Raw genomic sequence first — 14,775 nt, 5'->3', positions numbered from 1 at the left:
AATAAACTTTCGTAATTTTGCACTTTAATTTGAGAGTCATGAAAAGAGTTGTTGTTGGTTTAAGTGGTGGTGTAGATTCTAGTGTGGCTGCTTATTTATGCAAAGAACAAGGCTACGAAGTTATAGGCTTATTTATGAAAAATTGGCACGATGATTCTGTGACCATTAGTGATGAATGCCCGTGGCTTGAGGACAGCAACGACGCCATGTTGGTTGCTGAAAAATTAGGAATCCCATTTCAAACCGTAGACCTCAGCAAGCAGTATAAAGAACGTATTGTAGACTATATGTTCGCCGAATACGAAAGAGGACGAACTCCCAACCCAGATGTACTTTGTAACCGGGAGATAAAGTTTGATGTATTTATGGATATTGCGACCTCTCTTGGAGCCGATTATGTCGCTACAGGTCATTATTGCAGAAAAGACAAGGTTGAAAAAAATGGTGAACCCATTTATAGATTATTAGCAGGAAAAGATGCAAATAAAGATCAATCCTATTTTCTATGTCAGGTGTCTCAAAAGCAGCTGGCTAAAACACTTTTTCCAGTTGGAGAACTTCAAAAATCTGAAGTGAGAGAAATCGCTAAATCTCAGAATTTAATCACCGCAGATAAAAAGGACTCTCAGGGTTTATGCTTTATTGGTAAAGTCAAGTTACCTGATTTTCTTCAGCAAAAGCTTCAACCCAAACAGGGCCAAGTGATCGAAATTGATTCTTCTCACGATGTCTTTAAAGCAGAAAAGTCAACGAAAGCAAATTCAGAATTAATAACTCAACTTAAGAAGGATAGCAAAAAATTGAGTTTGAAACCTGAGTTTGGTAAAGTTCTAGGTACTCATGATGGGGCTCATTTTTTTACAAAGGGTCAACGGAAAGGTTTAGCTATTGGAGGTACCAAAGAACCGCTTTTTGTTATAGATACCGATGTAAAAAACAATATCTTATATACTGGCCAAGGCAAAACTCATCCTGGACTTCATAAAAAAGGCCTATGGGTGACTAATGATGAAGTGCATTGGATAAGACAAGATCTAGAATTAAAAGAGGGCGATACCATGGAGGTGATGGCAAGAATCCGTTATAGACAAGCTTTGGAAAAAGCTAAGCTTTATCAGATGAAAGACGAACTTTATGTTATTTTTGAAGATGAACAGACTGCCATTTCAGAAGGTCAATTTGTGGCCTGGTACCACGAAGACGAACTGTTAGGGTCTGGTGTAATCGCATAATATTTTTTTTCATGTCTCAAAATAGAATAACTTCATTATTTGGTATTAAATACCCTCTAATTCAAGCTGGGATGATCTGGGCAAGTGGCTGGAAACTCGCAAGTGAAGTCAGTAAGGCTGGCGGCCTTGGCATCATTGGGGCCGGCTCTATGTATCCAGATATTTTAAGAGAGCATATTCAAAAATGTAAGAAAGCAACCTCACTGCCATTTGCAGTCAATGTTCCTATGTTATACCCAGATTTGGATAAAATTATGGGAATCATTATAGAAGAGGAGGTTCCTATCGTTTTTACTTCTGCAGGGAATCCAAAAACATGGACCGCTCATTTAAAGTCTCACGGTATAAAAGTGGTTCATGTAGTAAGCAGTGTAAAGTTTGCATTGAAATCTCAGGAAGCTGGGGTAGACGCTGTAGTTGCAGAAGGTTTTGAAGCTGGAGGTCATAATGGCCGTGAAGAAACCACCACCTTTACGTTACTTCCCATGGTTAAGAAAGACTTGGACATTCCGCTTATTGCGGCTGGAGGAATTGCTACGGGAGCTGGCATGTTAGCCGCGATGATTCTTGGCGCCGATGCTGTGCAAGTAGGAACTCGTTTTGTGGCTAGTGATGAAGCTTCATCTCACATCAATTTCAAAAATGAAGTCCTCAAAGCTCAAGAAGGCGATACTAAGCTTACTTTAAAAGAATTGGCCCCTGTAAGGCTTTTAAAAAATAAATTTTACGATGATATCGAAAGTTTATATAAAACCTCTCCTTCAAAAGAAGACCTTAAGCAACTACTTGGAAGAGCCAGAGCAAAACAAGGTATGTTTGAAGGCGATTTACAAGAAGGTGAGCTAGAAATTGGGCAAATCTCGGGATTGATAGACAGGGTTATACCCGCTAAAATGATTGTTGAAAATCTTATTGCTGAATTTGAGACTGCAAAACTTAAAGCTAGCCAAATTGAATTTTAGCTTTAGAGGTTCTATCAAATTATTCGCCTGCTCTTAGGAATTTTGACAAATCAATAGCTTCAATGTTTAAATCTTTACCATACTGAATAAGATAAATCGCATCATTTTCGTAGCCTAAACTAAATTCATTTTTAGTGTAATTAAATTTATTCTCAAGATACTCCGTATAACCTTGTATTTCGGTAGAAGATTGAAGAGTTTTAGCATAAGTCAACCTTAAGAGCAAGTCCATCATCACATCATAACCTCTCATCACATAGCGGTTTGGATACACACCATGCTTAACGTAATAGGCATTGGATGTTTGGCTCTCTGCCGTTGCTAGATAAGATTTTGAAATAGATGGAAATGTAAATTGGAGATCACTGAGATAGTAATTTGAAATTTCATCATCATAAAATGAGTTTCGTTTTGACGTAAAAAGCCTAATGTCGTATCCTTCTCTTGAAAAGGATTTCAAAAAAGAAACGGTTGACTCAGCAATACCTATGTTTTCTGTTTCCAGAAAAAACCAATTGGTTCTTGAAGAATCTAAATGAGGCTGTATATCCATCTTTTGCAAGTATTGTGAATCTTCTTGATTCACAACTTTAAGTTCTGGAAATGTATAGGTGTATTTTCTCTGGATAGGTTTTGAAATATTATCAGTTAAAATAATCAGATTTTCATCATTCCACGATTTTTGAATATAGGTAATCAACAATTCTTGCATTGCTTCGTCTTTGGGAAGCGTACTAAAGAGATTGTCAAATTCAAATTTTGGATTCACCAGTGGAGAAATAACAGGTACGTTACTTCTCGATAGGTAGTTGGTCACTTTCTTAAGACTTGGATCCAATAATGGACCAACTACAGCCTGGTACTTTTTGAAATCCTCAGATAAAAGTTGGCTAACGTAAGAGGGATCATTTCGAGTGTCGTAAACATCCATATTCACAGAGATTCCCCTTGCAGATGCAGAATCGATAGCCATCTGTATACCTTCATAAAAATCCAGCGAAATTCTTAGCAGATTGCTATTCTTAAGTAGGGAACTCGAACTGATACTATCAATTTTCGTTCGCTCTAAATTTAAGGGAAGCATCACAGCAATAGATTTTGTATCGAAATATCTAAGCTTATCTTCAAAAGTGAATTTTTTATATTTCAAAAATTCGGCCTCATCTATTTGAGGTATTTTTAGAATAAGACCTTCACTCATCCCTTCAAATTTTAGGGAAGGATTGGAAGCCAACAAGTCATTTTCTGTCACATCGTAGTTTTCAGAAATAGATTGAATAGAGTTTTCACGATCTACCTTTAAGTAAACATAGTTTTCATCTTTAGGTCTTGGAGAGCTCTTAATTTCAACAGGACGCTGGATTTTCACAAATTGCCCAGGTTGGATTTCTTTTTCATCAATACCGGGATTAAGCGCTTCTAATTGTTCTACACTTAGCCCATATTTTCTGGAAATCCCATACTTCGTTTCTTTAGGCAAAACAAGGTGCATTAAAGTACTAAACTTAGAGTTTTTAATACTCTGGTTAATGTCTAGATCTTTATCTTTAAGTTCATATACAGGGATCCTAAGTATATCATTATAGTCTAATTCCCTTTCAAAAAGAAATGGATTATACGTCTTTAAATCTTTGACTTTTAAGTTGTAAGTCTTTGAAATACTATAAAGTGTCTCTTTAGGACTTACATCGTAAGGAATCAACTTCACTGTTGAATTCAAACTAAAATTAGGCTGAGCAGGAACTACCAAAAGTTGTCTCGATATATCTCTAAGTTCGCTTATGGAAGGATTCAACTTTCTTAAGGTCAATAAATCCACCTGGAATTTTGAAGCCACCTCCTGAAGTGTTTCGCCTTGTTCTGCTGTATAACTTTTAAGGTCTTGCGCACTCAGGTTAACAAAGGCTAACACTAAAATACTACTTAAAATAAATCTTTTCATTATTCCCATTCTATGGTTGCTGGTGGTTTAGAACTAATGTCGTACACTACTCTATTAACGCCTTTAACACGATTTATTATCTGATTGGATACTTTTTGGAGAAACTTATAAGGTAAATCTACCCAATCTGCCGTCATCCCATCGGTGGATTCTACAGCTCTTAAGGCGACTACTTTTTCGTAAGTTCTTTCGTCTCCCATCACTCCAACGGAATCTACAGGAAGCAAAATTGCTCCTGCCTGCCAAACTTTGTCATACAAGTGCCATTCTCTTAACGCATCAATAAAAATAGCATCGACTTCTTGTAATATACTTACTTTTTCTTTAGTAATCTCTCCTAAAATTCGAATGGCCAAACCAGGTCCAGGAAAAGGATGTCTTCCGAGAAGTTTTGGATCGATGCCCATTTCTGCTCCTACCCGTCTCACTTCATCTTTAAACAACATTCTTAGAGGCTCAACGATTTTCAATTTCATGAAATCCGGTAAACCCCCTACGTTGTGATGTGATTTTATAGTTGCAGAAGGCCCATTGACAGAAATAGACTCAATGACATCAGGATAGATAGTTCCTTGAGCTAAAAAGGTCGCGTCCTTTATTTTGGATGCTTCATCATCAAACACCTCGATGAATGAATTTCCTATTTTCTTTCTTTTTTGCTCAGGGTCTGAAACACCATGCAAAGCGTCCAAAAATCGATCTGTGGCATCGACTCCTTTCACGTTTAACCCCATGTGTTTATACTGGTCGAGAACAGAGTCGAATTCGTTTTTCCTCAGTAGTCCGTTATTCACAAAGATGCAATGTAGATTCTTACCGATAGCTTTGTGGAGCAAAGTTGCTGCCACTGTAGAATCTACTCCGCCACTTAAGCCTAGGATCACTTTATCATTTCCAATTTTTTCTTTCAAGTCGGCTACCGTCATATCTACAAAAGCAGACGGAGTCCAGGTTTGTGGAACTTGAGCAATATGAACTAAAAAGTTTTCTAAGAGTTGTGCACCATCTGTAGAGTGATAAACCTCGGGATGAAACTGAATTCCAAAAGTGTCTTCTCCTTCAATTCTGTAGGCTGCATTAAGGACGTCGCTTGTACTTGCCATTCTTATAAAATGATCTGGTAAGGACTTGATGCTGTCGCTGTGAGACATCCATACTTGAGATTGCTCATGGATTCCTTCAAAAAGCAATTCTTTATCTTTTATAAAGGACAGATTAGCCCTTCCAAATTCTCTGGTATTAGAACCTACGACTTCACCGCCATAGTTATGTGCCATAAATTGAGCACCAAAGCAAACTCCCAGAAGCGGGAGTTTTCCCTTAATCTGACTCAAATCTGGTTGAGGCGCTTCAGGGTTTCTACAGGAAAAAGGACTTCCTGAAAGTATAACAGCTTTAAAAGCAGACAAGTCTTCTGGTAATTTATTGAAGGGGTGGATCTCACAATAGATATTTAACTCACGAACTCGCCTGGCGATGAGCTGTGTATATTGAGATCCAAAATCGAGAATAAGAACATTTTTTTGCATAGGCAAAAGTATAAATTTGAGATAAAACTGGCTTCCGTTTAGCTGCTATTTTTTTACTTTTAAGCAAAAAAAATGTTGGACCAAATTTTAAAAGATTTAAAAAGTGAAGTTAGATTTGGATATCTCAAAAAAAAACATCCCTTTAGGTATGTAAGTTTAGCGAGTATTGAAGATGGTGCCCCCACCCAACGCACGGTCGTTTTAAGAGATGCTACAGATGATTTTGACCTTATCATATACACAGACAATAGAAGTGATAAAGTGGAGCAATTAGAAAAAAATTCAAAAGCGAGCTTACTGTTCTACCATCCTAAAAAACTTTTACAGATTAAAGTTGAGGGACAAATGGAGTTGGTAAGATCTGGTAAGGCTTATGAAGACCACTGGAGTAGAGTACAAGGGAAATCACAAAAAGATTTTATTACCAAACATGCCCCAGGAACACCCATAGACAATCCAGACCACGTAGACTATAAAGAGGATGAACATCACTTTTGCATTTTAAAATTGGTGCCAGAAACCTTAGAATACCTTCAATTAAACAGACCAAACCACATAAGAGCAAGGTTTGACAAATCTAATGATTGGGAAGGACACTATTTAAACCCATAAAAAAAGCGGCCAATTGGCCGCTTTTAGTTTATTATTTTTATTTAAGGCTACTCGACGTTGGCTCCTATGTCACCTTGTGCAACAATAGTTTGTATTTGAGTAGCGCTTAGGTGAACATTTACATATCCATCTACGTCCAATACATCTGCATAACCAAATTCAGTACCATCATTAAGCTCAGCAACGTTAGATTGACTCATTCCAGTAGTACCATCTACCGATGTAAATGTTAAAATAACTGGTCCACCTACTGCAGCATTTCCAGAGTGAATGTGAGCTGGATGAACTCCACCATCAGGTGTTCCCACTAGGCTAATTGTTGCTAAAGCTTCACCATTTTCTCTTTCTTGAAAAAGAACTGTTCCGCTTATACCTGGCGCATCTTTCTCATCTAAGTCATAGCTTTTTTCTTCACCTGTTAGACCGTTTTCACCTATGTCACCTTGAGCTACAATAGTTCCTAAGGCAGAAGCACTAAGGTGAACATTTACATAAGCATCTATTTCTACAATATCGGTGTAAATAAGTGGGTCTTCGCCAGTTTGAGCACTTTCGCTTGTATCCGTAACACTCATTCCAGTTGCCCCATTTACTGGGTTGAAAGTAAAAATAATACCTCCACCTTCTAAAGCAGAATTCATGTGAATATGAGCAGGATGTGTTCCATCAGCTGGAGTCCCATCTAATGAAATTGTAGCTAATGCAAAACCATTAACTCTTTCTTGAAAAAGAACTGTTCCACTAATACCAGCAACATCTTTCTCACCTAAGTCATAACTTTTTTCTTCACCAGTCAAGTCATTTTCACCGATATCACCTTGAGCTACAATAGTACCTAATGCATTAGCACTTAGATGCACATTGATATAAGCATCGAGCCCTTCTATATCTTCAAAACTGATAGAATTACCGTCAACGTCACTAGAGAACTCAGTAATGCTCAACCCTGTAGCTCCGTCAACATCTTCTAATGGAACAATAATACTACCACCTTCAAAAGCAGAGTTCATGTGGATGTGTGCTGGGTGCATATTACCTGCTGAAGTGCCCACAACTTCAATAATCAATTGGACTGCACCACCTTGTAACTCATTAAATGTAGCAACACCGCTCACACCTGAATCAGATTTCTCACCTAAATCATAAGATATAAAATCTAAAGCTGGTCCTGGGTTTCCTATTCCATTGTCATCCTCACTGCACGCAGTAAAAATAAAACCTACCAATAGTAACAGACTTAAAGTCTTCATTTTTTTCATAATTATATAATTTTGTTTATTCAGCTATATTAACGAAATAAAAAGACTTTTGGTTTTAAAAACTTTCCAAAACTATATAGATTTAGTATCTATTAACATTTTAAGGTTTTTTTTAAGGAATATTCAAGTACTTATGCGTTTGTAATGAAATCCTCCATTGAGGGTGATTCATGACGTACTCTACAATTTGTGGAGTCATTTTTTCCCTTACACTCCATTCTGGCTGGAGGAAAAGTTCACAGTCTTCACCTACTTGTGATGCTTGCTCTTCAGCAAATTTAAAATCGTGTTTATTAAAGATAATGACCTTTAACTCGTCTACTTTTGAATAAATTTCTGGTTTAGGTAACTTTATTTTTTTGGGAGATAAACAGATCCAATCCCAAACCCCAGTCAAATCGTAAGCTCCAGAGGTTTCTATATGGATGCTAAGTCCGTTATCTTTCAGGCCTTGGGTGAGCATAGACATATCCCAAGTAAGAGGTTCGCCACCTGTAATCACGATAGTGTTACTATATTTTTTAGCGTTTTCGATAATAGATCCTATTTGAGTGGGAGGATGACGTTCTGGATCCCAGCTCTCTTTCACATCACACCAATGGCAACCCACGTCGCATCCTCCTATTCGGATAAAGTAAGCTGCTGTCCCGGTATGATAGCCTTCACCCTGGATAGTATAAAACTCTTCCATAAGGGGTAGCATTACACCTTTTTGAACGAGATCTTCAATTTTTTCATTTTGCATGCCGCAAAGATACTGAAAGCTTTTTTTGAAATAAAATATAACAAAAGTCTTCTCATAATAAATGATACTAAATCTTATTAAGTACGAGACTTTATTTATTTTTGAAAAAAATATAAATGAAACTTTTATCTCTATTTGGAAGCTTACTTCTAGTTTTGCTAGAGAGTTGCGATGGTTCTACCTCTAAAACACTTATTAACAAGAATCAATTAGGCCAACTCACTCCAAAAACAGAAATTAAAGACTTAAAAACTATTTTAGAAACCGACTCTATTGCTGATTTTGATATTGAAATTAGATTTGGAAAGACAGAAGAAGTCAAAATATTTGATAGCGAAGGGGAAGTATCTTTAATTGTAGAACCAAAATTCAAAAATGACACATTAGTCACTATTGATGAAATTCAAATTTTAGACTCCAGGTATAAAACAGAAAAAGGGCTAGGTATTGATAGCAATTTTAAAGTTATTTATAAAAATTATAAGATTGATAATATTCAGAATAGCATCAATAGTGTTATCTTAAGCATCAATGCAATTGGAGCCTATATCGTCATCGATAAAAAGCATCTCCCAAGTGAATTGAGGTTCGATTCTGAAATTAAGATTGAAGCCAATCAAATTCCAGACGAAGCTCCTATTAAGTACTTTTGGTTGAAGTTTAAGGATCTAGACTAAAGTATAAAGTCTTATTTTTGAAGTTCACCTTCAACTACCCCGACCAAGCTTATGAAAGCATCTAAGAAAATAGTTAACAAATATCTCCCAAAAATCATAGGGCTTCGGTTGAGTTCACTCTATCTCGTTAATCCAAACAAAGCCTTAGTGAAGGCCTACAAACTATTTTCTTCCCCAAGAAAAGGAAAAGTAAGACCCGAACAGGAAGTGTTTTTGAATAAAGCCAAATCTACCGCAATTGAGCATGATTCAAAAACCATACAAACCTACCATTGGAAAGGTAATGGCAAAACCGTTATTCTTATTCACGGCTGGGACAGCAACACCCATAGATGGAAAGATCTTATTGAGGATCTTCAAAAAAAAGATTTTAATATAGTTGCTTTCGACGCTCCAGCACATGGTTATTCTGAAGGAAAGTTACTAAATGTCCTTTTATATTCGAAATGCCTAGATCAATTGCTGAGTCTTTACCAACCAGAAATTATTATTGGACATAGCGTAGGAGCCATGACAGTGGTTTTTAACCAATATTTAAAGCAGAGCCCTCAAGTGGAGAAACTGGTTTTGCTTGGCGCTCCATCTGAGATGAGTGAAATCATGAGTGATTATAAACGCATATTAAACCTCAACGATAAATTCATGTCTGCTTTAGAAGCTTTCTTTAAAGAAAAATTTGATTATAACTTTAGTGAATTTTCTATTGCAGAATTTGCTAAAGGAGTACAAAAAGACACTTTAATTATTCATGATCAGTACGATAAAGTAGCTCCAGTTGAAGCCGCAAAATCAATTCATAAAAATTTAAAGGACTCAATCCTTAAGATTACAGAAGGTGCTGGCCATTCGCTTAATAAAAATGAAATTCGAGAGGATATTTTAAAATTCTTAACCAACACGCATGAATAAAGAGTCTATTCGAATCAATAAATATTTAAGTCAAGCTGGCTTCTGTTCGAGAAGAGAAGCAGACAAATTGATGGAGCAAGGTAGAGTCACCATCAACGGTGAATATATAGAAATGGGGACTAAGGTTAACCCTGGCGATAAAGTTTATGTGGATGGGAAACTTGTAGAAAAAGAGACTGAAGAAAAAGTATATCTAGCGGTGTATAAGCCTAAAGGCGTAGTTTGCACTACGAATTCTAAAGTCGAAAAAAACAATATTGTCGATTTTGTAGATTATCCTACTCGAGTTTTCCCCATAGGACGACTAGACAAAATGAGTGAAGGCCTCATCCTTATGACAAATGATGGTGAAATCGTGAATCATATCCTCAGAGCAAGACATTTTCATGACAAGGAGTATCTAGTTACTGTTGACAAAACCATAACGGATGAGTTTATTGAAAAAATGAGAAAAGGTGTTCCAATTCTAGATACCATCTCCAGAAGATGTGAAGTGGAGAAATTGGGCGACAGGAGTTTTAAAATTGTGTTGACACAAGGTCTTAACCGTCAAATAAGAAGAATGTGTGAAGCTTTAGACTATAGAGTAAGAACCCTGAAGCGTACTAGAATTAAAAACATTACTTTAGACATAGAGAAAGGAACCTATAGAAACCTTACTGAAGAAGAAATAAAGGATTTATACACAAACAAATAGTAGTTATTACTACAAAAAGATATGACCATGACCTCTTTAACCCCCTTCCACCTTGCTGTCCCCGTAAATAATCTGAGTAAAGCAAGGTCATTTTACAGTAATACCTTGAGCTTTAAAGAAGGCAGAAGCGATTCGCATTGGGTGGATTATAACTTTTTTGGTCATCAATTTGTTATCCACGAAGATAAAAACCATCAACCTAATCCAAATGCCTTTAGTATGGTGGATGGGCATGAAGTTCCAGTACCGCATTTCGGTGTTGTTTTGCCATGGAATGATTTCCATGAGTTCGCAAAGAGGCTAGAGAATATGAATATCGACTTCATTATTAAACCCTATATAAGATTCCAAGGAAAGCCAGGCGAGCAAGCTACAATGTTTTTTAAAGACCCGAGTGGAAATGCATTAGAATTTAAGAGCTTCAAAAATATGGATCAAATCTTTGCTAAATAAAAATGGATAAACTCTCTCCAAGACTCGTAAGACAGCTCTTCATCCTATTGATTATCCTTTCTTTAGGAGGTCTTATTTTTGCAGAACTTCTCCCCTATATCTCTGGAATATTAGGCGCAGTTACCTTTTATGTTTTATTGAGAGGTCTTATGAGAAGGATGCTCGATAGAGGCTGGAATCATACCTTAAGTGTCACCATATTGATGGTCGCCTCTTTTATTTTAGTTCTTGTCCCTGTCTTAGGAATTATACTTATGCTTTCTTCCAAAGTTAGCAAAGCTATCCAGAATTCAGAAAAAGTTATTGAAGCCGCAAAAGCTCAGTTGGTTCAGATTGAAACCATCTCTGGAGTTAATCTTGGAGAGAAAATTGACAGTACTGCCGTAACCGATTGGTTATCCAATAATTTACAAGGATTGGCTGGAGGAACTTTTGAGGTTTTTATCGCGATTAGTATCATGTATTTCTTATTGTATTATATGCTACTCAATCAGAAAAAGCTAACGGTATCTATGGAAACCTACATCCCTATTGATGTAGAAAATCTAAAACTCATCGCTAAAGAGTCTGCGAAAAAAGTAAAAGCAAACGCCATTGGAATCCCTCTAGTTGCTCTTTTTCAAGGTATCATTTCCTTGATAGGATATTGGATTTTTGGAGTTCCAGAAGCTATGTTTTGGTTCGTCATCACCACAATTGGTTCAATGATTCCATTTGTTGGTACCGCAATTGGTTTTATACCAGTAACTTTATTATTATACTACCAAGGAGAAACAGCCTCCGCTATTGGAGTTTTGCTCTATGGTTTTGTGATTGTAGGATCTTCAGATAATATCGTTAGGCTACTTGTCCTTAAGAAAATGGCCAACGAACACCCACTCATTACTTTAATAGGAGTTATTATTGGAGTGCCCTTATTTGGGTTTATAGGATTAATTTTTGGACCTTTACTACTCTCTTTATTCTTGCTGGTCGTTATGATTTACAAGAAGGAATACGGTGAATTCGAATCTGAAAAAGAAAAAAAAATTAAATTAAATGAAAACATCAGAAAACAAAAAGAAGAAAGTTGACGAAAATTTTATTGAAGAAGGAATAGAAACTGTTTCAGATACAGATTTTGAAACTGTCTTTGATAAAAAGGATCAATTGTTTGCTAAAATTAATCATCCCAATTGGAAAAAGTATAAAGATAAAATCATTCTGATGTTCCAAATGCTAAAGGATGTAAAGCAAAAGAAATATTCTGAAACACCTTGGAAGACTTTAGCAGCAATGATTTTTACTATTCTCTATATTATTAACCCTTTGGATTTGGTTCCCGACTTTATCCCTTTTCTAGGATATCTGGATGACATCACAGTTTTTAGTTTTGTCCTAAAGCTGATTAATGATGACCTAATCGATTATGAGAATTGGAAAATAGCCGGATCCGAAGAGATCACTACTACATCCTAGTTGTTACTCTCTCGATCTATGCATTTCTCTAGCTAAGAGTGTGTTTTTTAATAACATCGCTATCGTCATTGGTCCTACTCCTCCTGGTACAGGTGTGATGAAAGAGGCTTTTTTACTTACATTTTCATAATCTACATCACCTGTAATAATATAGCCTTTTTTAGCATTCTCGTCTGGCACTCTAGTAATTCCAACATCTATAACAACAGCATCGTCACGTATCATTTCTGCCTTTAAAAAGTTGGGAATACCTAAAGCTGAAATCACAATATCCGCCTGACTTATAATTTGGGTAATATTTTTGGTATGACTATGGGTAAGAGTAACCGTTGAGTTACCAGGCCATCCTTTCCTACCCATCAATATGCTCATTGGCCTCCCTACTATATGGCTTCTTCCAATCACAACCGTATGTTTTCCTTTGGTGTCTACATTATACCTTTCCAATAGTTCTAAAATTCCAAAAGGTGTAGCCGGAATAAAAGTGGTCATGTCTAGCGCCATTTTCCCAAAATTCGTCGGGTGAAAACCATCCACATCTTTTTGAGGATCCACTTGCATCAAAACCTTTTGGGTGTCAATTTGAGGAGGCAAAGGAAGCTGAACAATGAATCCATCAATATCATCATCTTGATTAAGCTCCTCTATCTTTTCTAATAATTCTAATTCTGAAATATTACTAGATAGCTTAACCAAGGTAGATTTAAATCCAACTCTCTCACAAGCTCTAACTTTACTTCCTACATAGGTAAGACTAGCTCCATCATTTCCAACTAAAACCGCGGCAAGATGTGGTACTTTCTCACCTTTAGCTTTCATTTTATCAACTTCATCTTTAATCTCATTTTTGATGTCGTTGCTGCACTTCTTACCGTCAAGAATTGTCATGTGTATAGATTATAGTTATTGCATGTTTTTCATCATCTCCATCATTTTCTTACCGCCACCGCCTTGCATCATCTTCATCATTTTGCTCATTTGGGTAAACTGTTTTAGGAGTTGATTCACCTCTTGTACCGAAGTTCCAGATCCTTGCCCTATTCTTTTCTTTCTACTTGCATTTATACTGGTTGGATTTTCCCTCTCGTGTGGAGTCATAGAATGAATCATTGCTTCTATATGCTTAAAAGCATCATCATCCATATCCATATTCTTCATCATCTTACCAGCACCAGGAATCATTCCCATCAAATCCTTCATACTTCCCATCTTCTTCACCTGCTGGATCTGCTTTAAGAAGTCATCAAAACCAAATTTGTCTTTGGCAATTTTCTTTTGAATTTTTCTAGCTTCAACCTCATCATACTGCTCCTGAGCTCTTTCCACTAAGGAAACAACATCACCCATTCCCAATATACGATCTGCCATCCTAGAAGGATAGAACACATCTATAGCGTCCATCTTCTCGCCCGTACCAATGAATTTTATAGGTTTATTGACTACTGACTTAATTGAAATAGCTGCACCCCCTCTAGTATCACCGTCTAATTTGGTAAGAATAACACCATCGAAATCTAAGATATCATTAAAAGCCTTGGCCGTATTGACCGCATCTTGGCCTGTCATAGCATCTACAACGAATAAAGTTTCCTGAGGCTTTACAGCCTTATAAATATCGGAAATTTCATTCATCATGACTTGGTCGACAGCAAGTCGCCCAGCCGTATCCAAAATCACAACATTATGTCCATTTTGCTTAGCATGAGCTATTGCAGCTTCAGCAATTAAAACAGGATTTTTTTCTTCTTTATTCGAGAATACCTCAACGCCTATTTGCTCACCAACGACATGCAATTGATCTATAGCTGCAGGTCTATAAACATCACAAGCAACTAGTAAGGGTTGTTTGGACTTTTTGGACTTTAAATAATTCGCTAACTTACCGGAAAAGGTCGTTTTACCAGACCCTTGAAGTCCAGACATTAAAATGACACTGGGATTACCCGATAGATCAACTTCTTCTGCATCCCCACCCATCAATTCTGTCAACTCGTCTTTTACGATTTTGACCATCAACTGGTTAGGCTTTAAAGTCTTCAAAACATCCTGACCTAGAGCTTTCTCCTTGACGAGGTTAGTGAATTCTTTTGCTATTTTGAAGTTAACATCGGCATCTACCAATGCTCTTCTTACTTCTTTAAGTGTCTCTGCTACATTAACCTCTGTAATCTGGCCATGTCCCTTTAAGACATGAAAAGCTTTGTCTAATTTATCACTTAAACTATCGAACATAATTTCATCTATATTTCTGCAAAAATAGGAATTTGAAATCTATTAAAGAAGATTTTATAAACTAAAAA

Annotated in this window: 15 protein-coding genes; 9 read left to right on the top strand and 6 right to left on the bottom strand. The window is 36.6% G+C overall.

Annotation, left to right across the window (positions count from 1 at the left end; all coding sequences use genetic code 11):
- The first annotated feature begins 38 nt into the window (after window positions 1-38).
- Together mnmA and PGOND44_RS10415 are read left to right on the top strand one after the other, a co-directional pair.
- Window positions 39-1,232 (top strand): tRNA 2-thiouridine(34) synthase MnmA, encoded by a 1,194-nt coding sequence (mnmA, locus tag PGOND44_RS10420; RefSeq protein ID WP_003441245.1) that lies wholly within the window; start codon window positions 39-41, stop codon window positions 1,230-1,232.
- A gap of 11 nt (window positions 1,233-1,243) precedes the next feature.
- On the top strand, window positions 1,244-2,194 hold the full coding sequence (locus tag PGOND44_RS10415) for an NAD(P)H-dependent flavin oxidoreductase (RefSeq protein ID WP_003441242.1): 951 nt from the start codon (window positions 1,244-1,246) through the stop codon (window positions 2,192-2,194).
- A 19-nt stretch (window positions 2,195-2,213) separates the two neighbouring features.
- Here PGOND44_RS10415 and PGOND44_RS10410 read toward each other — a convergent pair whose 3' ends face one another.
- Window positions 2,214-4,136: an amino acid ABC transporter substrate-binding protein gene (locus PGOND44_RS10410; protein ID WP_236611986.1), complete on the bottom strand. Its 1,923-nt coding sequence runs from the start codon at window positions 4,134-4,136 to the stop codon at window positions 2,214-2,216.
- The gene (gene guaA, locus PGOND44_RS10405) at window positions 4,136-5,665 is read right to left on the bottom strand and encodes a glutamine-hydrolyzing GMP synthase (protein WP_003441237.1); all 1,530 of its coding nucleotides are present in this window, start codon (window positions 5,663-5,665) and stop codon (window positions 4,136-4,138) included. Before guaA ends, PGOND44_RS10410 begins: the two co-directional genes overlap by 1 nt.
- A 72-nt stretch (window positions 5,666-5,737) precedes the next feature.
- On the opposite strand from guaA, the gene PGOND44_RS10400 reads away from it, so the two are divergent.
- Window positions 5,738-6,277, top strand: coding sequence for a pyridoxamine 5'-phosphate oxidase family protein (locus PGOND44_RS10400; protein ID WP_003441234.1), 540 nt, complete (start codon window positions 5,738-5,740; stop codon window positions 6,275-6,277).
- Between the two features lie 47 nt (window positions 6,278-6,324).
- Here the strand turns inward: PGOND44_RS10400 and PGOND44_RS10395 are convergent, their stop codons facing one another.
- Both PGOND44_RS10395 and PGOND44_RS10390 read right to left on the bottom strand, forming a co-directional pair.
- Window positions 6,325-7,536, bottom strand: a complete 1,212-nt coding sequence (locus PGOND44_RS10395; protein ID WP_003441231.1) for a CHRD domain-containing protein — start codon at window positions 7,534-7,536, stop codon at window positions 6,325-6,327.
- A 112-nt stretch (window positions 7,537-7,648) separates the two neighbouring features.
- On the bottom strand, window positions 7,649-8,281 hold the full coding sequence (locus PGOND44_RS10390; RefSeq protein WP_003441228.1) for a 7-carboxy-7-deazaguanine synthase QueE: 633 nt from the start codon (window positions 8,279-8,281) through the stop codon (window positions 7,649-7,651).
- A 116-nt stretch (window positions 8,282-8,397) separates the two neighbouring features.
- Here PGOND44_RS10390 and PGOND44_RS10385 point away from each other — a divergent pair, with 116 nt between their 5' ends.
- From PGOND44_RS10385 to PGOND44_RS10360, 6 genes are all read left to right on the top strand, one after another.
- Complete coding sequence (locus PGOND44_RS10385; RefSeq protein ID WP_003441225.1) at window positions 8,398-8,958, top strand: hypothetical protein; 561 nt, start codon at window positions 8,398-8,400, stop codon at window positions 8,956-8,958.
- Between the two features lie 108 nt (window positions 8,959-9,066).
- Complete coding sequence (locus PGOND44_RS10380; protein WP_003441222.1) at window positions 9,067-9,867, top strand: alpha/beta fold hydrolase; 801 nt, start codon at window positions 9,067-9,069, stop codon at window positions 9,865-9,867.
- Window positions 9,860-10,564 carry a pseudouridine synthase gene (locus PGOND44_RS10375; protein ID WP_003441219.1) on the top strand — a complete coding sequence of 235 codons (705 nt, stop codon included), beginning with the start codon at window positions 9,860-9,862 and terminating at the stop codon, window positions 10,562-10,564. The genes PGOND44_RS10380 and PGOND44_RS10375 overlap by 8 nt, the downstream gene beginning before the upstream one ends.
- Window positions 10,565-10,591: 27 nt before the next feature.
- Window positions 10,592-11,017 (top strand): VOC family protein, encoded by a 426-nt coding sequence (locus tag PGOND44_RS10370; RefSeq protein ID WP_003441213.1) that lies wholly within the window; start codon window positions 10,592-10,594, stop codon window positions 11,015-11,017.
- Between the two features lie 2 nt (window positions 11,018-11,019).
- Window positions 11,020-12,090 (top strand): AI-2E family transporter, encoded by a 1,071-nt coding sequence (locus PGOND44_RS10365; RefSeq protein WP_003441211.1) that lies wholly within the window; start codon window positions 11,020-11,022, stop codon window positions 12,088-12,090.
- The gene (locus PGOND44_RS10360; RefSeq protein ID WP_003441208.1) at window positions 12,056-12,475 is read left to right on the top strand and encodes a YkvA family protein; all 420 of its coding nucleotides are present in this window, start codon (window positions 12,056-12,058) and stop codon (window positions 12,473-12,475) included. The genes PGOND44_RS10365 and PGOND44_RS10360 overlap by 35 nt, the downstream gene beginning before the upstream one ends.
- 3 nt (window positions 12,476-12,478) lie before the next feature.
- On the opposite strand, the gene PGOND44_RS10355 is transcribed toward PGOND44_RS10360, so the two are convergent.
- On the bottom strand, window positions 12,479-13,363 hold the full coding sequence (locus tag PGOND44_RS10355) for a bifunctional 5,10-methylenetetrahydrofolate dehydrogenase/5,10-methenyltetrahydrofolate cyclohydrolase (protein ID WP_003441205.1): 885 nt from the start codon (window positions 13,361-13,363) through the stop codon (window positions 12,479-12,481).
- A 15-nt stretch (window positions 13,364-13,378) separates the two neighbouring features.
- Window positions 13,379-14,707, bottom strand: coding sequence for a signal recognition particle protein (ffh, locus tag PGOND44_RS10350; protein WP_003441191.1), 1,329 nt, complete (start codon window positions 14,705-14,707; stop codon window positions 13,379-13,381).
- Window positions 14,708-14,775 lie beyond the last annotated feature (68 nt).

Source organism: Psychroflexus gondwanensis ACAM 44 (assembly GCF_000355905.1).
Taxonomy (GTDB): domain Bacteria; phylum Bacteroidota; class Bacteroidia; order Flavobacteriales; family Flavobacteriaceae; genus Psychroflexus; species Psychroflexus gondwanensis.
This window is presented reverse-complemented; position numbering and strand designations above follow the sequence as displayed.